Annotated in this window: 17 protein-coding genes; 4 read left to right on the top strand and 13 right to left on the bottom strand. The window is 64.3% G+C overall.

The features are described 5' to 3' along the window. The 8 genes from Azoinq_RS00870 to Azoinq_RS00835 all read right to left on the bottom strand — a co-directional run bounded on the left by Azoinq_RS00870 (nt 1) and on the right by Azoinq_RS00835 (nt 8,923). The gene (locus Azoinq_RS00870; protein WP_216127838.1) at nt 1-813 is read right to left on the bottom strand and encodes an ABC transporter ATP-binding protein; all 813 of its coding nucleotides are present in this window, start codon (nt 811-813) and stop codon (nt 1-3) included. Beyond that, nucleotides 810-1,826, bottom strand: a complete 1,017-nt coding sequence (locus Azoinq_RS00865; protein ID WP_216127839.1) for a FecCD family ABC transporter permease — start codon at nt 1,824-1,826, stop codon at nt 810-812. The genes Azoinq_RS00870 and Azoinq_RS00865 overlap by 4 nt, the downstream gene beginning before the upstream one ends. 67 nt (nt 1,827-1,893) lie before the next feature. Beyond that, the gene (locus tag Azoinq_RS00860; RefSeq protein ID WP_216127841.1) at nt 1,894-2,946 is read right to left on the bottom strand and encodes an ABC transporter substrate-binding protein; all 1,053 of its coding nucleotides are present in this window, start codon (nt 2,944-2,946) and stop codon (nt 1,894-1,896) included. 10 nt (nt 2,947-2,956) lie between these two features. Then, nucleotides 2,957-5,242 carry a TonB-dependent receptor gene (locus Azoinq_RS00855; protein WP_216127843.1) on the bottom strand — a complete coding sequence of 762 codons (2,286 nt, stop codon included), beginning with the start codon at nt 5,240-5,242 and terminating at the stop codon, nt 2,957-2,959. A gap of 587 nt (nt 5,243-5,829) precedes the next feature. Continuing rightward, the gene (locus Azoinq_RS00850; protein WP_216127845.1) at nt 5,830-6,396 is read right to left on the bottom strand and encodes a MerR family transcriptional regulator; all 567 of its coding nucleotides are present in this window, start codon (nt 6,394-6,396) and stop codon (nt 5,830-5,832) included. Continuing rightward, the gene (locus Azoinq_RS00845; RefSeq protein WP_216127847.1) at nt 6,363-6,803 is read right to left on the bottom strand and encodes a hypothetical protein; all 441 of its coding nucleotides are present in this window, start codon (nt 6,801-6,803) and stop codon (nt 6,363-6,365) included. Before Azoinq_RS00845 ends, Azoinq_RS00850 begins: the two co-directional genes overlap by 34 nt. Nucleotides 6,804-7,406: 603 nt before the next feature. Continuing rightward, nucleotides 7,407-8,516 carry a 23S rRNA (adenine(2030)-N(6))-methyltransferase RlmJ gene (rlmJ, locus tag Azoinq_RS00840; RefSeq protein ID WP_216127850.1) on the bottom strand — a complete coding sequence of 370 codons (1,110 nt, stop codon included), beginning with the start codon at nt 8,514-8,516 and terminating at the stop codon, nt 7,407-7,409. A gap of 101 nt (nt 8,517-8,617) precedes the next feature. After that, nucleotides 8,618-8,923 (bottom strand): antibiotic biosynthesis monooxygenase family protein, encoded by a 306-nt coding sequence (locus Azoinq_RS00835; protein WP_216127851.1) that lies wholly within the window; start codon nt 8,921-8,923, stop codon nt 8,618-8,620. 152 nt (nt 8,924-9,075) lie between these two features. Between Azoinq_RS00835 and Azoinq_RS00830 the strand changes: the two genes are divergently transcribed. Next, a complete protein-coding gene (locus tag Azoinq_RS00830; RefSeq protein WP_216127853.1) occupies nt 9,076-9,627 on the top strand; it encodes a YaeQ family protein in 552 nt (183 codons plus the stop codon). Between the two features lie 107 nt (nt 9,628-9,734). Here the strand turns inward: Azoinq_RS00830 and Azoinq_RS00825 are convergent, their stop codons facing one another. From Azoinq_RS00825 to Azoinq_RS00810, 4 genes are all read right to left on the bottom strand, one after another. Further along, nucleotides 9,735-11,330 (bottom strand): restriction endonuclease, encoded by a 1,596-nt coding sequence (locus tag Azoinq_RS00825; protein ID WP_216127855.1) that lies wholly within the window; start codon nt 11,328-11,330, stop codon nt 9,735-9,737. A 233-nt stretch (nt 11,331-11,563) separates the two neighbouring features. Continuing rightward, nucleotides 11,564-12,643, bottom strand: coding sequence for a phosphate ABC transporter substrate-binding protein PstS (pstS, locus tag Azoinq_RS00820; RefSeq protein WP_216127857.1), 1,080 nt, complete (start codon nt 12,641-12,643; stop codon nt 11,564-11,566). 305 nt (nt 12,644-12,948) lie between these two features. Next, a complete protein-coding gene (locus tag Azoinq_RS00815) occupies nt 12,949-14,265 on the bottom strand; it encodes a DUF1615 domain-containing protein (RefSeq protein ID WP_216127858.1) in 1,317 nt (438 codons plus the stop codon). Nucleotides 14,266-14,297: 32 nt separating this feature from the next. Continuing rightward, nucleotides 14,298-15,329, bottom strand: coding sequence for a serine/threonine protein kinase (locus Azoinq_RS00810; protein ID WP_216127865.1), 1,032 nt, complete (start codon nt 15,327-15,329; stop codon nt 14,298-14,300). A gap of 414 nt (nt 15,330-15,743) precedes the next feature. Between Azoinq_RS00810 and ylqF the strand changes: the two genes are divergently transcribed. Both ylqF and Azoinq_RS00800 read left to right on the top strand, forming a co-directional pair. Next, the gene (gene ylqF / locus Azoinq_RS00805) at nt 15,744-16,661 is read left to right on the top strand and encodes a ribosome biogenesis GTPase YlqF (RefSeq protein WP_216127866.1); all 918 of its coding nucleotides are present in this window, start codon (nt 15,744-15,746) and stop codon (nt 16,659-16,661) included. 307 nt (nt 16,662-16,968) lie between these two features. Beyond that, on the top strand, nt 16,969-18,591 hold the full coding sequence (locus Azoinq_RS00800) for a methyl-accepting chemotaxis protein (protein WP_216127867.1): 1,623 nt from the start codon (nt 16,969-16,971) through the stop codon (nt 18,589-18,591). A gap of 237 nt (nt 18,592-18,828) precedes the next feature. Here Azoinq_RS00800 and Azoinq_RS00795 read toward each other — a convergent pair whose 3' ends face one another. Continuing rightward, nucleotides 18,829-20,676: a tetratricopeptide repeat protein gene (locus Azoinq_RS00795; RefSeq protein ID WP_216127868.1), complete on the bottom strand. Its 1,848-nt coding sequence runs from the start codon at nt 20,674-20,676 to the stop codon at nt 18,829-18,831. Between the two features lie 435 nt (nt 20,677-21,111). Here Azoinq_RS00795 and Azoinq_RS00790 point away from each other — a divergent pair, with 435 nt between their 5' ends. Further along, entirely contained in the window at nt 21,112-23,253 is a 2,142-nt protein-coding gene (locus Azoinq_RS00790) for a TonB-dependent siderophore receptor (protein WP_216127869.1), read from the top strand. Nucleotides 23,254-23,257 lie beyond the last annotated feature (4 nt).

The raw sequence follows: 23,257 nt of genomic DNA, 5'->3' as shown, positions 1-23,257 counted from the left end.
TTAGTCCGGGGCAGATTCGGAGGAAAGGGGATAGAAAGCGGTATGGCCCAGGGGGGAATGGAAGACGGCTACCTGGACGCCGTAAAGGCGGCGAATGCTGGCCGGGGTGACCACTTCGTTGGGACGCCCGTCGGCGGCGATGCGCCCCTCTTCCAGCAACACCACCCGGGTGGAAGCCAGGAGGGCGTGTTCCGGATGGTGGGTGGTTTTGAGGATGGCGTAGCCTTCCGCCGCCAGGCTTTGCAGATGGTCCAGCAGGCTCATCTGGTGGCCGTAATCCAGGCCGTTTACCGGCTCATCCAGGACCAGGATGGGGGCTTCCTGGATCAGGGCCCGGGCGATCAGGGTGAGCTGGCGCTCCCCCCCGGAAATTTCCGTATAGGCCCGGTCCTTGAGGGCCAGGATGCCCAGCCGTTCCAGCACCCGGGCCGCCCGTTCCCGATCCTCCGGGCCGGAGGTGCTGCCCAGGAGCCCGTTGGCGGGCAGGCGGCCCATGAGCACCACCTCCTCTACCCGATAGGGAAAGGGGGTGACGTGGACCTGGGGCACATAGGCGATGTGCCTGGCCAGTTCCCGGCGCCGAAAACTGGCCAGGGGCCGATCTCCCAGGGTGACCAGGCCGGACAACGGGGACAGCAGGCTCAGGAGCAGGCGTAGCAAGGTGCTCTTGCCCGCCCCGTTGGCCCCCAGGAGGGAGACCACTTCCCCGGGAGCTAGGGCCAGATTCACCCCCCGCAATACCGGAGTGCCCCGCCAGGCATAGTGGAGCCGGTAGGCCTGTAGCCCGGAGCTGGCCGGGATGGGGGCCCTCATGCCCAGCCCCGCCGGACCCGGTGCAGCACCAGGAGAAAACAGGGAATGCCCAGGAGTTCGGTGACGATGCCGATGGGGATTTCCGTGGTGTTCAGGCTGCGGGACAGGGCATCGGCGGCCAGCAGGAAGATGGCTCCCAGTACGGTGCTCACCGGCAGCAGCCGGGCGTTTCCGGGCCCCACCATGAGCCGGGCGATGTGGGGAATGATGAGCCCCACCCAGCCGATGATGCCCGCCAGGGAGACGGTGAGGGCGGAGATCAGGGTGGCGGCGAAAATGACCGTGGCCCGGATGGCCGTCACCGGCACGCCCAGGGCCAGGGCTTCGTCGTCCCCCATGGACAGGGCATCCAGGGCCCGCCCGCAGAGGAGCAGGAGGCCCATGGCCAGGACCATGGGAGGGGCCAGCCAGGCCACCTGGCGGAGGTCGGCCATGGCCAGGCTGCCCATCAGCCAATAGACGATGGTGGGCAGCTGGTTATAGGGATCGGCCAGATACTTGACCAGGGACAGGAGGGAGGAAAACAGGGCGCTGCTGATGACCCCTCCCAGCACCAGCATGACCAGGGAAGCCCGGCCGAACAGGTGGGCCACCCCCAGGCCCACCCCCACGGCCAGGAGCCCGCAGAGGAAAGACAGCACCTGGGCCACCCACCACTGGCCGGAAAAGACGATGCCCAGGGCGGCGCCGAAGGCCGCCCCGGCCAGGACCCCCAGTAGCCCGGGGGATACCAGGGGATTGCGGAAGACGGCCTGGAAGGCGGCGCCGGAGGAAGCCAGGGAGGCGCCCACCAGCACCGCCGCCAGAATCCGGGGCAGGCGGATGTTCACGATCAGGTTGGTCAGTAGCCCGTAGCGCTCCGGGTCCATGGGGGCCAGATGGAGCACGGCCAGCAGGTAATGGCCCAGCTCCCCCGGGGCCAGGGGATAACGGCCCAGGGTCAGGGCCCCGGCCATGCTCAGGGCCAGGAGGGGCAGGAGGATGAGAAAGGGAAGGGCGGGGCGGGGGCGCATGGGGGGCCTTAGGCCGCCCGGTGGCAAGACCGGGCGGCGGGCGGATTAGGGGAAAATCCTCAGGGGATCAGTGGAAAAGGGCTTCCAGATCCCCGTCACTCAATTCCACCCCCAGCACCAGACGGTAGAAATGGCGGGTTTCCCGGGGCAGGTCCAGGGGATAGCGCTGGGGGTAGAACAGATGGGCCAGCCATTGGATGCCCAGGGCCCGCATCAGGGAAGGGGGCCGGTCCACCCAGTTGTGGGGCCACCGGGGAATGGCATAGACCCGCCCGTTCCGCACCGCCCCGATGCCCGCCCAGCGTGGGTCCTGGCGAATGGCGGCGAGGGCCTTTCGGTCCTGGACCAGGATCACCTGGGGATCGAAGGCGATCACCTGCTCCAGGCTGACGCTCTCCATACCCATATGGGTTTTGGGGCGACAGTGATAGACGTTGTCTCCTCCGGCCAGGGCAATGGCTTCCGTGTGGAAGGAACTGTTGCAGTCCGTGGATAAGCCGTCCGGGCCTTCCGCGTAATAGACCCGTAGCCGGTCTTTTTGCGGAATATTGGCTACGGCCCGGGTGACCCGGGCCTGGGCCCGAGCCACGTAGTCGGCCACGGCATCTGCCTTGGCCTGCCGGTGCAACAGCCGCCCGGTAAAGCGCAGGGCGGCGGGCCAGTCCGCCAGGGTGTCCAGGGAAACGAAAACCACCGGCACGTGGATTTTTGCGAAGGTGGCTTCCACCATGGCCTGATCCACAAAGGGGCTCTTCCAGGCCAGGGCAATGTCCGGCTTGAGGGCCAGCAGTTCCTCCGGATTCACCGCCTGGCCCATGCCGTACACCCCGCCCAGAACGGGCAGCCTGGAGAGCTTGGGGGGCAGGTAACGCTTGCCTTCCGGGGGCACGGTGAGATTGGTGCCCAGCATCATGTCCGGAGCCACCGCATGGAGCAGCACGGTGAGGGGCGGAGCGGAGCCATAGACCCGCTGGATGTGGTCCGGCACCACCACCTTGCGGCCCGCCATATCCACGATTTCCCGGGCCTGGGCCGTCGTGCCCAGGAGGCTGGCGGCCAGGCCCAGGACGGCCAGGAGCTGGCGCAAGGGAGAGGCTTTTTTTGGGGTTGGGAGTCTCATGGCCGGCTCCTTAAAAGTCATAACCCACCTTGGCCATCACGGTCCGGGGGGCACCCGGATAGTAGTAGGCGTTGGTGCCCGACGTGGCCTGGTAGTAGCTGGTGTTGATGAAGCCGATGTATTGCTTGTCGAACAGGTTCTGTACCGACAGGCTGGCGTTCAGCTTGCCCAGGCCCAGTTTCTGCTGATAGCCCACGCTGAGGTCGGCGGTGAAATAGCCATCCACCTTCTGGGTGCCCTGGGTGTCCCCGTAGCGGGAGCCAACATAGCGCACCACAGGGGAAAGGCTGAACTGGCCGCTGGCCATGGGGGTCTTCCAGGTGCCCCCCAGGCTGGCCTGCCAGCGGGGGGTGTCGGGCAGTTGCTTACCCACCACGTCCAGGGTGTTGCCGTTCAGGAGGGGCAGGCCTTTGAGAAACACCGTATGGGTGTAGGTGGTGGAAGCGAAAAGATCCAGGTCGGGCCGGGGGGACCAGCCGGACGCCACCTGGGCCCCGGTAGTCCGGGTGTCCCCCACATTCTGGGCGTAGGCCACCCCCACCCCCGGATCGTAGGTGACGTTTTTGTCGTGGTTGCGAGAATAGAACACCGTGGGGGCCACGTAGCCCTTGTCCGTGTGCCAGTTGAGGCCCAGATCCAGGGCGTCCCCGGTTTCCGCCTTGAGTTTGCGCCACAGCTTGTCGGCGGTGAGTCCCTTGGCCAGGAAGGTGGCGCTGTTTTGCTGGAACACCGGCCAGACGTCGAAGGCCGGGGCCCCGTAGGTGCGGCCCAGGCTGGCCTTCATGTCCAGATTGTGGTGCAGGGGATAGGTGAGGGCCAGGAAGGGGAGAAATTCCCCGATATCGAAGCTGCTCACGCTGCGGTTGGCGATGATGCCCTTGGACTGGGACAGGGCGGTGCTGTAGGACACATTGCCGATGCCCGTGGTGTTGTATTCGTTGATGGCGGGCAGGGTTTCCTGCACGTAGCGGGCCCCAGCTTCCACCTTGAGCTGGCCGAACTGGTGGTCCGCCAGGGCATAGACGCTGTTGAACAGGTGGCGTTGCGTGGTATCCGCCAGAATGGCCCAGGAGGCCGTGCCCAGGCCGCCGCTGGCGGTGGGGTTGTACATCTTCCAGGCGGTGGGTGGTCCGGGAGGATCGGAGGATTCAAACCAGTAGCCCAGTTTCAGGCCCGTATCCGCCAGCTTGGTCGCCACTTCCGCGGTAAAGCCGTACCACTCATGGTCGATCAGCCAGTTGCGCACCTTGCCGTTGGCCATGCCGTCGAAGTACTGACCCTTTTCGTTCAGATAGTAGGGTTTCACCGACAGCTGGGTCTTGTCCGAGAGGGCGTAGGAGAATTCCCCCATAAAGGCCCAGTTGGTGAATTCCTGCCGGTTGTACTGGTAGTAATTCACTGCCTGGCTGGCCACGTTGCTGGAAGTGGAGCTGTAGTCGTAGCTGCGCCACTGGTTCAGGTCCTTGGCCTGGTTGTAGGTGAGGGGCCGGTAGTTGTCGCCCTTCATGTCGTTATAGACATAGGTGAGCTTCATAAAACCCTTGTCTCCCAGGGGACGGCTCCAGCCCGCCTCCACATTGTCCCGGTAAGAGGGGGATTGGCCCGGGCCCCGCCATTTGTCGGCGGAAGTGCGGGAGGCGGAGAGAAAGAGGGCGGAGCCGTCACCCAGTTGCCCCGTGTCCCCGCGTACGAAGCTACGGGTGAAATTGTTACTGCCAAAGGCTTGGCTGGCTTCCACGTGGGAGGTAGCTAAAGGACCGCGAATTTCGCTATCCATGGCGCCGCCGGTGGTGAAAAAGGCAAACCGGTCCGGGGCGATGGGCCCCTGGCTCAGGGTGACGGCCCCGATGTTTTCTTCATCAAACATCCATTGGTAGCCCGGTCCCGGATTGATGCCGGAGAGGGGCAGCCCATCCACCGTGCCGATGCTGCCGTGGCCGCTGGCCTCCCCCCGGATGCGCAGGCCCTTGTTGCCCCCGGGCACATTGGCCATGTCGTAGGGGTCCGGGGACTGGGCATTGACCCCGGGCAGATTGTCGATGACAGCATAGGGATTGGTGCCCCCCAGGCTACCGTAGAGGTCCATCCCGGTCCGGTTCAGGCGATAGACCGTTTCCCCGTCGCTGGCGCTGCTCACCAGGGATTCCCCGGGGAATTTTTCCCCCACCACTTCCACGGTGGGGAGTTCCACGGCCGGTGCGGGCAGGGCGGCCAGGGTGGCGCCACCGCCCATCAACCAGGTGCCGATCAGGCGGCAGAGGGGGCGGAGGCGTTGGGGCGGGCGTGGTGGGTACATGGGGATTCCTCGTGCAAAGTTGAAAGATGGAGACTCCCGGCGCCCCTTGCTCTCCGCTCCTGGAATCGGCGTTAGGCCGGACAGGGAAAGGGAGGTGGGGGCAGGCTCGTTATTTTTTTGCGTCTATAACGTTTGGCGGATAGCCCTTTGCATTAACAATGCCAGCCCTGGGGAAAATAATTATTTTCTAATGTAAACAAGCCATTGTTTGACCTCCTAAAAAGCCTTACCCGTGGCAGTGATTCGGTTATGTATTTTTTAATACAACGATTGTTGGTTTTGCCCCAGAAGCGTGTGGCGAATGCGACCAGGGGGCTCCCTATGCAGGGGGAATGCAACAGACCGGGGGATGGTGGGGGAGCCACCGTTCCCTAGCTCCGCCGTTACGGGGGGCTTGCTCCCGGCTTGCTGTCTCGCTTCGGGGAGAGGGAGAAGGAATTTCGGTACTACAGAGGGACAGGGAAAACGGGCGACCCTGCGGCCGGGACCGGCCAGCATGGGCGGGGATGGCTCCCCATGCAGGCCATGGGGAGGGACGAGCCGAGGGGGCGAGTCTGGGACCTTTCCGCCCTTTTTTTCGGCGCTGTCTAGTCCCCTTGGGGTTCCCGGGATTTTTCCCGCAGGCTTTGAATGTCCTCCGGACTTAAACCCAGGGCGGCCAGAAAGGCCTGGTGGGCGGCGGGGGCGGTCCGTTCAAAGTCCCGATGCCATTGGTCCATGTCCGCCGGGCTGAAGCCCGCTTCCCCCAGCAGGGCGACCCAGGGGGCGGTGCCCTGGGCCAGACGGCCGCTGCGCAGTTCCGGCTGGGCTAGGAGGCGGGCCAGTTGGCGTTGCTGATGGCGCAGGTGTTGGATGTCGCCCCGCAGGGCGATAAGGCGGGCTTCCAGCAGGGCCGCCGGGCCTTGGGCGGGGAGTTGGCCCTGGAGCAGGGCGGCGATTTCCTTGAGGGACAGACCCGCTTCCCGAAAATCCCGAATGGCATCCAGGCGGGCGACTTCCCGGGAACCGTAGAGCCGGTATCCGGCCGGGCTGCGACAGGCTGGCAGGAGCAGGCTCAGGGCTTCGTAATGGAGCAGGGATGCCCGGGCCAGGCCGGATCTGCGGGCCAGTTGCCCCAGGGTCAGGGAGCCGGGGGGGACGGAAGGGGGTGGCATGGGGGCAGGGGCGCGAGATCGGGGGAAAGAAAGGTGCTGGAGGCCAGGGGATCGGCCAGTCTTTCCGGCGAATAATACCCGCTGAGCAGGCTTCGGGCGTCGTTCACCAAGTCCGGGTTAGCCGCCAGAAAATCCGGCCAGGGCTGGTCCACGGCCCCGGCCGCCGCCATGAGGCGGACCAGGGCTTCGCTCAAGGTACGGTGGTATTTGCCGGGCACTCCCAGATGGGCGGCCAGTCGGGCAATGCCGTCACAGCACCGTTCCACGGCTTCTTCCAGGGGATGGCGCTGGAGCAGCAGCCAGGCCGCCCGTAGGTGGCTCCAGTGGTCAAAGCCCGCCGCCGGCAGACGGCAGGCCAGGAAATCGGCGAGGAAACGGTCATCGGAAAGAGCGTGGGGATGGGGCATGGTGGGCTCCTTAATCATGAAAGGAGCCCCAGGATGAAGGTGACGGTTGCCGTCAGGTCAAGCTCTCTAGGAATAATCGCCGTCAGGGGGAAAGGGCGGCGGAGGTGTGGGTGGCGGAGGAGGCGTCCTTCGGTTGAGGCAGAGACCTGGGGCGACGGCCGGGTGGCGCTTCTGGCCGGGCGGGCTGATGGGGCCAAGGCCCCGATAATCCTAGACATCTCCGGCGCACAAGCAGCAAGCTACCCTTGCCGGGCAACGGGCAACGGGCAACGGGCAACGGGCAACGGGCAACGGGCAACGGGCAACGGGCAACGGGCAACGGGCAACGGGCAACGGGCAACGGGCAACGGGCAACGGGCAACGGGCAACGGGCAACGGGCAACGGGCAACGGGCACGCAGAGCCGCAGAGCCGCAGAGCCGCAGGGACGGCAGACGGCAGACGGCAGACGGCAGACGGCAGACGGCAGACGGCAGACGGCGCGGCCCGCGCTTGCCCTAGCGAGCCCTCAGAGGCTGGGGGCCTCCTTTCCCGTGTCGATCTTTCCCTACCTATTCCCCCAAGGAGGCCCCTCCGCGCCCTGGGTCTGGCTTAAGACTTTTCCCTAGGGCTTTTTCCGGGAGTTGGTCGCCGGACCTTGGGAACGGGGGCGGGGTTTTGCCTCCGACGTGCCGGGTTTGGCGCCGCTGCGGCCAGGGGCGGCGGGGCGCTTGGGGCCCCGGCCTTCCTCGGCTTTGGCGCCGGGAAAGGCAAAGGGGTGAATGGGCGGGCGGCGGGGGGCGCCGGGTTTGGCTCCCACCGGGGCCTGGCGGGGCGGGGTGGCTTCCAGACTGTATTCATCCGGTCGGGCTTTGCGGGCCGTGGGGACGGGGTTTTCGCCCCCTTCCAGGGTGAATTGGGCGTGGTCGTCCTGGGCCAGGGCCTGGGTCAGCCAGGGCAGGGTTTCCCGCAGGGTGGTTTCCAGGGTGTAGGGGGGATTGACGATGAACATGCCGCTCCCCGCCATGCCGAAGCCGTCGTTGGCGGGCTTGTGTACCGAGAGGGTGACGTTGAGCCAGCGGTGGGCGGGCAGGTGGGCCAGCTTTTCCGGCAGGCGGTGGGCTTCCACCTTGGCCACCAGGGGATACCAGATGGCAAAGGTGCCGGTGGCAAAGCGCACCAGCCCTTCCTGTACCGCCTGAACCACGTCGTGGTAATCGCTCTTCAGCTCATAGGAGGGGTCAATGAGCACCAGGCCCCGGCGGGAGGGAGGGGGCAGGGCTGCCCGCAGCCCGGCGAAGCCGTCCCCGGCGGTGATTTGGATCTGCTGCTTGCCCTCCGCCAGGGTCTTGGCCAGCAGGGGGCTGTCCGTGCTGTGCAATTCGAATACCCGCATCCGGTCCTGGGGCCGGAGCAGTTGCCAGGAAATCCAGGGGGAGCCGGGGTAAAAGCGCAGCCGGTCGTTACGGTTGAAGCGGCGCACCAGATCTACGTAAGCGGCCACCGCTTCCGGTAGATCCTTGCGCTGCCAGAGGCGGCCGATGCCTCCGGCAAATTCCCCCAGCTTGGTGGCATAGTCCGATTCCAGGGAATAGCCCCCCGCCCCAGCGTGGGTATCCACCACCAGAAAAGGCTTGTCCTTCTGGACCATATAGCGGAGCAGTTGGACCAGAATCAGATGTTTCAGCACGTCGGCGTGGTTGCCGGCGTGAAAGGCGTGGCGGTAGCTGAGCATGGGGGCTTTCGCGGAAAACTCCGGCCTGGGGCCGGAGCGGTTGGGGCGGCAGATGGGGCCCCGGGGCCGGAATTAAGGCAGGGGCAAGGGGCCCGGGGGCCTTAGAGCACGGCGTTGAAAAATTCCAGCTGGGGCGGCCCCAGGTACAAATCCCGGGCGGTTTGGCCCGCTGCCTGGTGGGCCTTGCGGAAGGCCTCGGAGCGGGTCCAGTCTTCAAAGGCCTGCTCCGTCTCCCAGACGGTATGGGAAGCGAACAGGGTGAATTCCTCGTTGCTTTCCCCCTGGAGCAGGTGAAAGTCCAGAAAACCGGGCACCTGATCCAGGTAGCTTTCCCGGTGGCGCCAGTGGTCGACAAATTCGGCCTCCCGGCCCCGGGCGATGCGAAAACGATTCATGGCAATAAACATGGCAGTCCTCGGGTGGGGGATGGGGCCGGCGGGGCCGCTTCCGGGCCCGGCCCCTGGGTGGGGCGAAGGCGGGACGGTCACCCACCGGCGAAAACGCCATTTTAACGGACTTTGCCCGGCGGCTTCCGGCCGGGGCACGGTAAAATGCCGCCATGGCACTCAAATCCACCATTTTCAAAGCGGATGTCCAGATCGCGGACATGGACCGCAATTACTACGCCGAACACAGCCTGACCCTGGCCCGCCACCCGTCCGAAACCGACGAACGGCTCATGGCCCGGCTGCTGGCCTTCATTTTCAACGCCGACCCGGCCCTGGAATTCGGCCGGGGCATTTCCACCGACGACGAGCCGGACCTCTGGCAAAAAGACCTGACCGGCAATGTGGAACGGTGGATCGACCTGGGCCAGCCCGACGAGCGGGATATCCGCCGGGCCTGCGGTCGGGCCAATCACGTCACCCTCTACCTCTACGGTGGCCGCTCCGCCGACGTATGGTGGCAGCAGACCGGCGCCAAACTAGCCGGTCTGGACAACCTCTCCGTCTGGCGCCTGCCCCAGGACAGCGTGGCCGCCCTGGCCAAACTGGCGGAACGGAACATGAAACTCCAAGCCACCATCCAGGAAGGCCTGGCCTGGCTGGGCAACGACCAGGACAACCTGAGCCTGGAGCCGGTGTGTTTGAAGGGGGAGAAAGAACGCTAAGGGCAGGGGAAGCGGGGCGCGGTGGCTTTACGCCATGATGCTCGGCTTCCCCTGTTGAAAATGGCTGGTACTTGGTGAATGTTGGGGGCGATTCCCTAGGGGGTGTTTTAGGCGTCGCTTGGGAAGATAATTCTCGCTTTTACCCCAACCTCGTTGAGCAAGAAGAGAAGCCCGCCGCCGTCGATGAGTTCAATTGGCTTGTCCTTCGAGAAATCGAAGGCGTCAGGCCCATATCCGCTGGTGGTTACCAGAATTCCTTTATTGGCCCCTTCATTAAGCATGGTGCCGTATAGGTCTCGAACCGCTGACACTCCTACTGTATTGCTGTAGCGCTTACATTGGATAACGACCTTACCGCCCAGGACCGGGCGTGCATCGAACGCTACTGCATCTACGCCACCATCTCTGGATGACCTTGTTTGCTTGGTCTCAAGGCCCATCCGATCAAACAGATTACTCACCAGGTTTTCAAACTCGAATGGCGACAAGTCCATGAGATTGGGGCGTGCGTCGAGGTCGGCTAGTACATCGCTCTGTTCCACAAATCGATGATCCACCATATTGAAATCCACAATTGGTTTTACCGCTTGCAGTTCATCGGGGCGAGGAGATACGTTGGCGCCAAGGTTGCGTAAGCAGGCTTTTTTATCGATGCGTGCTAAATCGATGCTTAAAAACGCTTCTTTGGTGGCTCGAACTGAGATGAGATGGGAGATGATGTCTTGCCCATTCGCTGGATTTACGCCTTGGACAAAACCGTTGAATACGACGGCCTGAATACAATCTACTTGATCGGCTTCAAAGACCTCGTGAATGGTTCGTAAGGCAATCGATGCCACCATGTCCTGATACAAATCCTTGATGGCGGTTTTTTTTCTGGGTTTTCCCTCGATTGAGTCGCTTGATTTTATGTACTTATAGGACTCCATTTCGGGAATGGTAGCGGCCGACGGCAACTCATATTCGACTACGAGTTCTTTCGATTCTGGGACATAAGCTACGCGAAATTCCTGGGGGAAAGCCTCTGGGTATTGTGATTTTTCCAGGACCATCGTGTTATAGGTCACAACGGCATCCGGTTCTCCATTGCGATAAGTCCTTTCTAATTCATCCACTTCCTGGTTTCTCTGCTGAATTTTGGTTTGGAAAAAGTCATAGCTTTCTTTGTATTTTTTTTGTTCCTTTTCTATCGCCGCAGCATGTCTGGAGCATTCCACTTTATATAGGCTGAGTTCCTCGTTAAAGCGTTGCTCCTCGGCAAGCAGGGCTTTTTGATAGCGCTGAGTCGCTCCTGGAATTATGCGAGCGAAAAAACCGGGAGGTTGGATCGTGTTCTTGATGGGAGCTTCCGGGGCAGAAGCCAAAGACGAGGGAATCTTGAATGGGGGGTAGTCGTCTTTTAGTCGAAGATCATCAAATCGGATCGTGTCGTTGATAGATAGGGTGTGGATGAGCAGATCAGTGAGTTCTGCAATCTCAGAAGCGAGATCGGCATTCATGTCATCAGTTTCATCCTGACGGGCTTCTAAGTGACGCTGTTTTTCTTCTCGGGCGTCGGCAGCAGCCTGTCGGGCATCTTCTCTGGCTTGTGCAATTCTTGCGCGTTGTTCCCGTCGAGCGGCTGCTTCTGCTTGCCGTTGAGCCTTTGCCGCTTCCCTCGCAATCGAGTTAATCAGGCTAACTACACCGTTTCGTCTGCCCATTGTTGTCTTTCCATGAGATAAAAATATGCTTATGGAAATATAGCGCAATACGCTAATGGGCCGGAATCATGGGTAAGTTGTAAACCGTCCCAGCTAATGCAAATCTAGCAAAGCTAGGGGCCTCAATAAGCCTTGGGAAGCCAGAAGTTATGCAAGAGGAGGAATACTTTTCCTCCTCCTTATTTTGATAAGGCCCTGGCGTCCATCTAAGGTCGTGCCAAGGCTCTTTCCCCTCAGCGCAACCCATCCACCCCCAGGGGCGTTCCCTTTTTGTCCACCACCTGGGCGATGGCTTTGAAGGCTTTGGCCTGGATGGCGTTGGGCAGGCGGACGAAATTTACTTTTTTGGCCAGATCGTCCCCGTGCATGAAGGCCCAGGTGAAGAAGCGCAGCACCGGGATGGTTTTTTCCGGATGGTCGGTGACCCGGGGTAGGACTACGAAGGTGCCCATGGTAATGGGCCAGCTGCCGCTACCGGGCTGATTGGTGAGGGGCTGGGCGAAGTCGCCGCCCTGCATCCAGGGGCTGGTCAGAAGGGCGGCCCGGAAGCTTTCCGGCCCGGCCTGGACTGTGTTGCCGGCGGCGTTTTTCATCGCCACCCCGTTCAGGTGGTCTTCCTGCACGTAGTTGTAATCCACGTAGCCGATGGCGCCCGGGGTGGCTTTCACCCCGTCGGCCATGCCCTGGCTGCCTTTCACCGCCTTGAAGCCGGGGGGCCAGGGCAGGAGGGGGGCGGCACCCCGACTGCGTTTCCAGCCCTCATCCACCTGGCTCAGGTAGGTGCTGAAGTGGTAGGTGGTGCCTGAGCCATCGGCGCGGACCAGGACCTGGATGGGTTTGTCGGGCAGGCTGCGGCCCTTGTTCAGGGCCTTGATCTCCGGGGCATCCCAGCGGGTGATGCGGCCGGCGAAAATGCGGGCCAGGGTTTCCCCGTTGAGCACCAGGGGGCCCCCCTCCTTGGGCAGATTGACCACGGGCACGACCCCGGTGACCACGGTGGGGAAAAAGACCAGATTGGCCTTGGCCAGGGCGTCCTTGGCGGGGGCAATGTCGGAGGCGCCGAAATCTACCTGATGGGCGGCGATTTTCTTCAGCCCGGCGGAAGAACCGGCGGGGTCGTAACTGAGGGGGGCGCCCCCGGTTTTGGCGTATTGCTCGTCCCAGATGCGATAGACCGGGTGGGCGGCGGAAGAACCGGCGCCGTTCATGGGGCTGGCGGCCTGGAGGACAGCGGAAAGGCTCAGGAGCAGCAGGCCGAAGGCGCTCCGGGCCCAAAGGGAGCCGGGGCGGGAAAGGGTAATGGCTGGATTCATTAGGGCAGATGGCTAGGAGTGAAAAAACGGCCTGGCGCCCCTGGGCACCGAAAGGCGGGCAGGGGGCTGGGGCCGGTGGAAGGGGGGCCGGGATCGGGCCCGGAGCCTCTCCGGGCGTCAGACTTGGGGGCCAAGCCCCTTGGGTGCGTCAGGGCGCTGGAAGTTCCCCTGTCTCCGGTATTGGGGAGGGGGCAAGGGCGGGCTTCGACGGGCCTATCCCGTCAGTTTGCCTGAATCAGATTGCAGGGATATTTCCCCACCGGAAGCCCGGGGGCCGCCGGCGGGGGATGGGGCCCGTGCGGGCCCTAGAGGGAAGGCTGGGGCGTGGGGGCCGTGGGCATGGGCACCCGGGCCAGACAGGCCTGATACTTGGCATCCACCTTGTGGGCGAACCATTCGGTGGTCAGGTGGTGGTGAATCTTAGGGCTCTTCAGGTCGATGCGGGGGAACATTTCCTTGGTCAAAGGACGCCCGGCGGCCTTGTCCGCCAGGGCGAAGACCCGCTGATAAAGGGCGGTCTGGGCAAAGCCCGGTTCCTTTTCCAGGCGCAAATCCCGGTCGATTTCCCCCTTGCCCAGGCCCAGCTTGCCGGTTAAGCCGTAGAGCAGCTTCTGGGTGGAACTGGTTTCCCGGCTGGGCTGGTTGTTGCCGTCGTAGCGCAGCAAATCCCCGTCCGGCGCCAGGCTCTTGTGGGCCAGCAGGGCCAGGGCGGACTGGAAGGCGGCGTTACGGCTGCTGTAGCGGCCCCCGTTATAGTCGGCAAAGCGGTAAATGGGGTGGCTGTAGGTCACCGGGTAATCCAGCAGATCCGCCACGCCGAAATAGACCCCTCCGTGGCGGGTAAAGACTTCCGGACGAATATCTCCCCCGTGGCGGTAGGGGTAGGGCCGGGTTTTCATGTGTTCCCGGGCGAAATCCACGCTCACCTGCATGGGACCGGCGGTTTTCACCGGGTCCTTCTGGGCGAAGAGTTTTTCCCCGTGGGGAATTTCCCCCATGATTTCGTGGAACAGCTCGTCCATTTCCTTTTCCGTGCGCAGGGCGTCAATCCGCGACTTGTAGCTGCGTCCGTCCTTGGACGGCTTGAGCAGGGCGGTTTTCACCACGGCCAGGGGAATGTGGTACTTGCCCGCCTTCTTTTCCACTTCCTGCCAGACGATGTTGCCCAGGCCGGGCACCACCGGATCGGCCTGGAAGCTGGATTCCTGTTCGATAACGGCGACGGCGGAGCAGATGTTCTGGGGGGACACGGTAATGCGCATGGTGGCGAAGGCCACGTAAATGTCCCCGGCCCAGCCCATGCGGTCCGGGGCCTTGGCCGGGATGTAGCGGGCGATCATGGCCTTGGCATCCTTTTCCCCGATCATGGCCGGGCGGGCAGGCGCGGGAGCGGCCTGGGGCGCCGGGGCAGGGACCGGGGGCAGGGGTTTGACCTGGATGGGTTCCCCGGGGGTAACCGGCAGTCCGGGGGCCACGGCTGGAGTCGTGGGGGCGGGCTGGGCCGGGGCGGGGGCCGGTTGTACCGGCACCGGGGCCTGGGTGGCGCAGCCTGCCAAGAGGCCCAGGCCAGCGATGGCCAGGGAGAGAGATCGGGGGATGGGGGCAGAGACGGGGAAATTCATGGTGAGGAAGGTGAGGAAAAAATGAAAAAAGGTCAGGCCGCCAGGGGCGGCTCATCCATCAGGGCAATCTGTTCCTTTAGTTCCAGAATCCGTTCCTCCCAGTAGCGGGGGGTTTGGAACCAGGGAAAGGCGGCGGGAAAGGCCGGATCGTCCCAGCGTTTGGCCAGCCAGGCGGAGTAATGGAGCAGGCGCAGGGTGCGCAGGGCTTCCACCAGGAACAGCTCCCGGGGATGGAATTCGGCAAAGTCTTCGTAGCCCGCCAGGATTTCGGTGAGCTGGTACTGCATGGCACCCCGGTCGCCGGAAAGGAGCATCCACAGATCCTGGATGGCCGGACCCATGCGGCTGTCGTCAAAATCCACGAAATGGGGGCCGGGGGCCTCGCCCCCTTCCACCCACAGCACATTGCCCAGGTGGCAGTCCCCGTGGAGGCGCAGCAGGGGAATATCCCCGGCCCGGTCATAACAGCGCCGTACTCCGTCCAGGGCCATATTCACCGTGGAGGTCCAGGAGATGAGGAGCTCGGGGGGCAGAAAATTCCCGGCCAGGAGAAAGTCCCGGGAAGCCAGCCCGAAGCTGTCCAGATCCAGGGTGGGCCGGGCCAGGAAGGGCTTTAGGGCGCCTATGGCATGGATGCGGCCCAGGAAGCGGCCCAGCCACTCCAGGGTCTGGGGCGTTTCCAGTTCCGGCGCCCGGCCCCCCTTGCGGGGGAAGAGGGCAAAACGGAATCCGCCGTGGTGGTGCAGGGTGGCTCCCTGGATGACCAGGGGCGGCACCACGGGAATTTCCCGCTCCGCCAGTTCGGCGGTGAAACCGTGTTCTTCCAGAATGGCGGCGTCGGACCAGCGGCCCGGCCGGTAGAACTTGGCTACCACCAGGGGGGGCTGGGGCGTGGCCCCGGGGGGCGCATCCAGCCAGATTTGATAGACCCGGTTTTCGTAGCTGTTCAGGGCCAGGAGCCGCCCATCCGGATTCAGCCCCAGGCTTTCCAGGGCATCCAGAACGCAATCCGGCGTCAGCCCGGCGTAGGGGGGCGGGGGGGCGAGGGGCGTGTCCTGGGTCATGGGCGAGGGGCTAGGGCTTTTTCGGTCGGGGGAAGGCTGGCTATGGGGGCCGTGGGGGCGGCGCTTACCCATGGGGAAGCAAAACCAGGGTTGGAGCGTCCCTAGGCTGAGCCAAAACCCCTATTGTACGCTTTCGCCCGTGCCGCCTCCGGGCCCGGGAGCGTCCGCCCCAGGCGCCGGGTCCTTGCTGGGAAAAGTGATGCCGGGCGAATTCGGGTGACTCCCGTTCTCCGGCTGACTCCGGGAGAGCCGGCTTCGATCCCGGGAGCGCCCGGCTTGGGGGAATGGCTGGGGGCGGGCAGCCCAATCCCAGGCCTTGCCGTGCCCTTGGGATTGGGCCTAGCCCCAAGTCCTGCCATAATGGCGGCCCCCGGCGTTTTTCCCTTCCCTTTTTTCCTCTTAGGCAGCAATCCCATGGCGATTCAATGGTTTCCCGGACACATGACCTCGGCCCGCAAAAAGGCGGCGGAGACCATGGAACAGGTGGATGTGGTGATCGAGGTGCTGGACGCCCGTCTGCCCGAGGCTAGCCGCAATCCCATGATTGAGGAACTGCGCCGTCACCGGCAGCGGCCCAGCCTCAAGGTGCTGAACAAGACCGATCTGGCGGACCCGGTGGCTACCAAGGCCTGGCTCGCCTTTTACAACGCCCAGCCCAATATCAAGGCGGTGGCCATTTCCGCCAAAAAGCCCGGGGAAGCGGCCCGTCTGCCCAGCCTCTGCCAAAGTCTGGCGCCCCACCGCAAGGACAACCTCAAGCCCCTGCGCATGATGATTATGGGCATTCCCAATGTGGGCAAATCCACCCTGCTCAACACCCTGGTGAAGCGCCGGGTGGCGGCGGTGGGGGATCAGCCTGCCATTACCAAGCAGCAACAGCGCTACGACCTGGGGCCCCGCCAGACCCTGGTGGATACCCCGGGGATGCTCTGGCCCCGGATCGCCCATCCGGCGGACGGCCTGATGCTGGCCGCCAGCCATGCGGTGGGGACCAATGCCTATATTGACGAGGAAGTGGCGGAATTTCTGGCGGGCGTTCTCCTGACCCGTTATCCGGCCTGCCTTACCGCCCGCTACGGCTTTGCCACGGCGGACCTGGACCCCATCGGGGTGGTGGAAGGGGTGGCCCGCAAGCGGGGCTGCCTGATTAAGGGCCGGGGCGGGGAACTGGACCTGGAGCGGGCCGCCCAAATTTTCCTCACCGATTACCGGGCGGGGGCCCTGGGCCGCATTTCCCTGGAAACCCCGGAGACCCGGGCCGCCATGCTGGCCGCCGCCGCAGCCGCCGAGGCGGAAGATTCCGGGGCGGAATCCCAAGACAGGGCGGACTGAGTTTTTGGGCGGCGCCTTTGGGGCGCCGTCGGTCCCGATCTGGGAAGGGGATTCCCCCAGCCTTGGGGTCTTCCTTTTGACTTTTTCTTTGTTATTCCAACGTATTTTTATGCCCCGCCCGGCTCCCAAGCCCGGCGGGGCATTTTTGCTGGGGACGGCCGAGGGGAACCGGGCGAGGGAAAGCCGGGGAATCGGGCATGGACAAAGGGGCCCCGGGTGTTTATGCTGGCACCACGATAAGGGCATATAAGACAAAGGTCATATCGCCAAAATCTGGGTTGCAGGCCCGTCCTCGGGAGGAGTGCCAATGTTCAATTTCGGAAGTTTGAAGGGGCGACTGGTGTTATCGGTGCTAGTGGCCCTGCTGGGGCTGTTTGCCCTGGCCACCTATCAGGTCGTTCATCTACGCCATCAACTGCTGGAAGACCGGAAGACCACCCTCCAGGCGGCCATCAATCTGGCCACTTCCACCGTCGCCGGATTCCAGGAACAGGAAGCCAAGGGCCAGCTGACCCGGGAACAGGCCCAGGGGGCCGCCAAGGCCGTGCTCCGGTCTATGCGCTTCCTCGGTCAGGAATATTTCTTCGTCTATGACAGCAAGGGGGTGTCCGTCATGCACCCCATCAATCCCAAGCAGGAAGGCAAGAATTTCTGGGATAAAAAGGACAAAAGCGGGGAATACGGCACCCGCAGCAAGATTCAGGCGGCCTTGGATAAGACCGGTTTTGTCCTGAGCCTGAATGCCAAGCCCGGCGGTACGGAACAACTGCCCAAGCTCAACTATGTGGAGTATTACCAGCCCTGGGACTGGGTTATCGGCACGGGGCTTTATGTGGATGATCTGGATGCCCTGTTCTACGCCCAGTTGCAGGTAGCGGCCCTGGTGATCGTCCTGGTGGCTCTGGCCGTGGGCGTGGTGGCCTGGGTGGTGGCCCGGGGCATTTTGCGGCAAATCGGCGGGGAACCGGCGGAAGCGGTCCGGGCCATGGAACAGGTGGCCGGGGGCAATCTGCGGGTGGCCCTGGGCCGGGCTCCGGAAGACAGCCTGCTGGGGGCCTTGAACCGGCTGGTGGGGGCTTTGGCCACCATGATGGGAGAAGTGGCGGCCGGGGCGGACAAGGTAAAGGGCGCGGCCCAGGAAATCAGCGATGTTTCCTCCCAGGTGGCGGATTCCGCTGCCAGCCAGAGTGACGCGACCCAGACCATGGCGGCGGCCATGGAACAGCTCACCGTCTCCATCAATCACGTTTCGGATAATGCGGGTCAGACCGAGCAACTGGCCGACCAGGCCGCCGGGCAGGCGGTCCAGGGGGTCCAGGGGGTGGAAGCGTCCACCGTGCGCATTGGCGCCATGGCCCAGACCATTTCCCAGGCCGCCGATCAGGTGCGGGGCTTGGCCCAGAGTGCGGAAGAGGTGGCCCGCATTGCCGCCGTGATCAAGGATATTGCCGGCCAGACTAATCTCCTGGCCCTGAATGCGGCCATTGAGGCGGCCCGAGCCGGGGAACAGGGCCGGGGCTTTGCCGTGGTGGCGGATGAGGTGCGGGTGCTGGCGGAACGGACGGAAAAAGCCACGGTGGAAATCACCGGGGTGCTCTCCCGCATCCAGGAAGAAACCCAGACCGCCGCCAAGGTCATGGACGCGGCCCAGCCGGAGGCGGAGGCGGCCAAGGCGGCGGTGGAAGAGATCTCCCGCATGTTGCAGGAGATTTCCCGGGTGTCCCGCTCCGCTTGCGATCTCACCCGGGAAGTGGCCAATTCCACCCGGGAGCAGGGGGAAGCCAGCAATTCCCTGGCCCAGCAGGTGGATGTGATCGCCGGTCAGGTGGAAAGCACCAGCGGTGGTATCCGCAGTGCGGCGGCCACCGCCCGTTCCCTGCTGGATACGGCCCGGGAGCTTCACGGCGCCACCTCCCGCTTTCAGGTTTGAGGCTGGAAACCGCCTTCGGGCGGTGGGTGAAAACAGCAAGGGCGTCCCGGCGGACGCCCTTTTTCTTTTTGGCTCATTGGCCGCGGCTTGATTCCCCGCCGGTCGGCCGTTGTTACCCGGGCGGCTGGGGCTGTTCGCTCCGCCGCCAGTTAATTTGAAAAACAGATAGTTTGCGGCCGGGCGGGGTTTTGTCTCCCGCCCGCCCGGTCAGAAGCCAGGGGCCTCTCCCGTCCTCCTTTACGCCTGGTCCCGGGACCATTGTTCCAGGGCGGTGGCCACCCGGGCCACCACCCCCGGCCAGTCCCCGGGGGCGGACTGGCGGAAGAGCCGGGCGGTGGGGTACCAGGGGCTGGGGCCTTCCCCTTCTCCCCAACGCCAGCAATGATCCCGCCGGTTGAATATCCATACCGGCCGCCCCAGGGCCCCCGCCAGATGGGCCACCGCCGTATCCACCGTAATGACCAGATCCAGCTGGGCCACCAGGGCGGCGCTCTGGGCGAAATCCGTCAGGAAAGCGCTGAAATCCTCCGGGCGGGGGGCGGGCCAGCTTGCCTCGTCCAGTTGGGCCAATTGGGCCAGGGCCGCCTCTCCTTTTTGCAGACTGATGAAATGGAGGGGCCGGGGGGAGGGCACCTGGGCCAGGGGGGCCAGCAGGGCCAGGGGCACATTGCGCCGCCGGTTGATGCTCCGGGCTTCCGGCTGCTGGGGCCGTTCTCCTCCGGCCCAGACCAAGCCGATGCGCAGGGGGCGCTCTGCCCCCGTTTTCTCGCTGGTGGCCAGGCGGGCCGCCCAGGACCGGCTTAGTTCCGGGTCGGGGGCCAGGTAGGGGGCGCCTCCCTCTGGTCTTGTCCGGCCCAGGGCCAGGGGCAGACTGAGCAGGGGGCAATGGGCGTCCCCAGGGGGCGGCGGGGCATCGTCCCCCTGGACCAGTGGAGCACCGGGCAGGGAGCGGAGCAGGGGGACCAGGGGCCCGGGCACCCGGAGGATGACCCGGGCTCCCAGGGCCACCACTTGGGGCAGGTAGCGGCAGAACTGGAGGGTGTCGCCGTAGCCCTGCTCGGCATACAGCACCAGGGTTTTGCCCGCCAGGGAAAAATCACCCCGCCAGGGGCGGCCCGGCAATACCGGGGCCGGGCGGCGGCGCCAGCGCCATTCGTAATGGGCCCAGCCCGCCTCGTAATCCCCCAGGCGCAGTTCCAGCAGGGCCAGATTGAACCAGGCCTCGGCAAACTGGGGATGGTGGGCCACAGCTTCCCGAAAATCCGCCAGGGCCGCCGGATAGTCCTCCGCTCTCTGGGATAGCAGCCCCCGGTTGTTCAAGGCTCCCGGGTGATGGGGCTGGGCGGCCAACACCCGGTCGCAGCAGGCTCGGGCTGGGTCCGTCTGGCCCAGGGCGGCCAGGGCCAACCCTTGGCCCAGCAGGGCATCGGCGGGCGGGGTGCTGGCCCCGTTGGCGGACGCTTGTTCAATGCGGCGGAAGGCGGCCAGAGCGGCTTCCGGCTGATCCCCGTCCAGCAGGGCCAGCCCCCGGTACTGTTGCAGCACCGGGTCCTCTGGCACCAGGGCCAGGGCCCGTTCCAGGGCGGGGAGGGCGGCTTCCGGGCCCTGCCTTTGGACCTGGAGCAGGGCCACGGCCCGGGCGTAATCCGGCTGGCCCGGTTCCAGGGTGGCGGCCTGTTCATAGGCCGCCAGGGCGGCATCCAGACGGCCCAGGGCGATCAGGGCCCGGCCCCGGGCCCCCAGGGCAGTGGCCCGCTCCGCTCCCGTCCCGGGTAGCCGGGCCAGGGCCTGGTCCGCCGCCGCCAAGGAAGCCGCTCCCTGGCCCAGGGCGTAGCGTACCGTGGCCAGGTTGAGCCAGACCCCTATCTGATCCGGGGCTAATTTCACGGCCCTTTCCAGCCAGGCGCAGCCCTGGGCCGTCTGGCCCGCCTGACAGGCCGCCAGCCCGGCCTGGGCCAGCCATTCCCCGTCCGCCGGATTTTCCGCCAGCAGACGTTGGTAAAGGGCTAGGGCATCTTCCAGACGCCCCGCCTTATGATGATCCAGGGCTTGGCGATACAGGTGGGGGGTGGTAGGGGCGGACATGGGCGATAGGAAATGAGGGGAAGAACCATGGGGCGCGGCGGGGTGGCAAACCTCCGGGGGAGGTCGAGACTTTTGGCACCTAGCACCTAGCACCTAGCACCTAGCACCTAGCACCCGGCACCCGGCACCCGGCACCCGGCACCCGGCACCCGGCACCCGGCACCCGGCACCCGGCACCCGGCACCCGGCACCCGGCACCCGGCATCCGGCATCCGGGCGGGCCCTAGTGTATCCCGCCCATCCCCCTGGCCGTCGGTCTGTTACCGGACTTTACAAAAACAGACGCATAGATGATAATAGTTCTCAAGTAATTGATCTCGCCGGGGTGGCTTTTGCGCTGCCGTTTTTGCCCCCGGCCTTTTCCCAGCCAGCTTCAGCCCGTTTTCGGGCGGTCCGCCAGCCAGTTTCCCCTTTGCTTTTTAGGAGTCTGTCTGGATGTTGCGCCGCCTTTGCCCTGTTGCTTCCCTGTCCCCCTTAGTGGGGCTCATCGCCGCCCTGTTTGCCCATCCCACCCTGGCGGAGCCAGGGGGCGAGGAGCAGACCCTGGCCACGGTCAATGTGGCGGACCGGGCGGAGGGGGATTTGCCCACGGAAAAGACCGGGCGCTATACGGTGAAAAAGTCCGAGTCCGCCACCCGCCTGGGCCTGAGCCTGAAGGAGACCCCCCAGGAAGTGTCCGTGCTGACCCGCAGCCAGCTGGACGATTTTCACCTCAATGACCTGGGGGAGGCCCTGGGGGCCACTTCCGGCATTGTGGTGGAGCGGCCGGAAACGGACCGGGTTTATTACACGGCCCGGGGCTTTGATGTCACCAATTTCCAGTACGACGGCATCGGCATTGCCAATGTGTACGACATCGCGGGGGCGGAGACGGATACGGCCATTTTCGATCGCATCGACACGGTGTACGGGGCCAATGGCCTGCTCTCCTCCACCGGTTACCCTTCCGCCACGGTGAATTTCATCCGTAAGCGGCCCACCCTGGATTTTGCCGCCTCCGCCACGGCTACCGTGGGTTCCTGGAACAAGAGTCGGCTGGAAGGGAATGTGTCCGGCGCCCTGATCGATTCGGGCCGTCTCCGGGGGCGGCTGGTGGGGGTGCAGGAGGATAAGGATTCCTACCTGGATCGGTACAGCCGCAGCAAGACCGTGTTCTACGGGGTGCTGGAGGCGGACCTGGATGATCGCACCACCCTGGCCCTGGGCCACCATGAGCAGGAAAACAAGCCCCGGGGCGTGATGTGGGGCGCCCTGCCCATGTACAACACGGACGGCAGCCAGACCCATTACGACGTTTCCACCAGTACGGCCACCGACTGGGCCTTTTGGAATTTAAAAACCAAGAGCAGTTTTCTGGAACTGAGCCGCCAGTTCAATGAGGATTGGTCCGGCAAGGCGGTGGTGACCCACAACGAATACACGGGCAATTCCCGGCTCTTCTACGTGTACGGCACCCCGGACCGGAATACGGGCCTGGGGCTCAAAGCCTATCCCTCCGAATACGACCTGGAACGCACCCAGACCCAGGCGGATGTGTATGCCACGGGCCGCTTCGAACTGGGCGGGCGCAAACATGACCTGAGCCTGGGTATGACCTGGAGCCGGGCTTCCCTCAAGGATGTGTCCTATTACGGCCAGGGCATTGGGAACCCGGTGCCGGCCCTGGCGGGCTGGAACGGCAGCTACCCGGTGCCCCCCTTCGACGCCTCGGTGGATGGGAGTAACTTCAACGATCACCGGCGCAGCTTCTACCTCTCCACCCGCCTCAATCTGAACGACCGGACCAAGCTGATCCTGGGGGCAAACCACACCACCGTGAAGGTGGATGGGGTGACCTACAGCCAGAGCCGCAACCTGGACACCAGCAAGACCGCCCCCTATCTGGGGCTGGTGTATGACCTAACCCCCAATCTCTCCGCCTACGGTAGCTACACCAAGATTTTCGATCCCCAATACCAGCTGGATCAGAGTGGGGCTCCCCTGGACCCGGTACGGGGTTCCAGCCGGGAAGTGGGCCTCAAGGGGGAATTTTTCCATAAGCGCCTGAATGCAGGGGTGAGCCTGTTCCGCAGCGAACAGCTGGGACTGGCGGAGCAGGCCGGTTACGTCGGTACCCGGGCCTACTACCGGGGCATAGACGCGGAATCCAAGGGCATCCAGATGGACGTGGGCGGGGCCCTCACCGAGCGCCTGCAAGTGAATCTGGGCCTGACCCACCTGACCCTGAAGGACCCGGACGGCAATCCGGTGCGCACCTACACTCCCCGCAATCTCCTGCGCCTAGCCGGAACCTATCGGGTGCCCTTTGTGGAAAGGCTCAAGGTGGGGGCCAACGTGACCTGGCAAAGCGACATTTACCGGATGGAAACCCTGGATTCCGGCGCCACCACCAAGGTGCGTCAGGGGGCCTATGCCCTGGTGAATCTCATGGCCCAGTACGACATCGATAAAAACCTGAGCTTGAGCGCCAATATCAACAATTTGACCAATGAAAAATATCTCACCAGCCTGTACTGGTCCCAGAGCTATTACGGGGCGCCCCGCAACGCCAGCCTGTCTCTGACCTGGAAGTACTGAATCC

This window comes from Azospira inquinata (assembly GCF_018905915.1).
GTDB classification, from domain to species: domain Bacteria; phylum Pseudomonadota; class Gammaproteobacteria; order Burkholderiales; family Rhodocyclaceae; genus Azospira; species Azospira inquinata.
The sequence above is the reverse complement of the archived record's forward strand: the minus strand, read 5'-3'. Positions and strand labels throughout refer to the sequence as shown.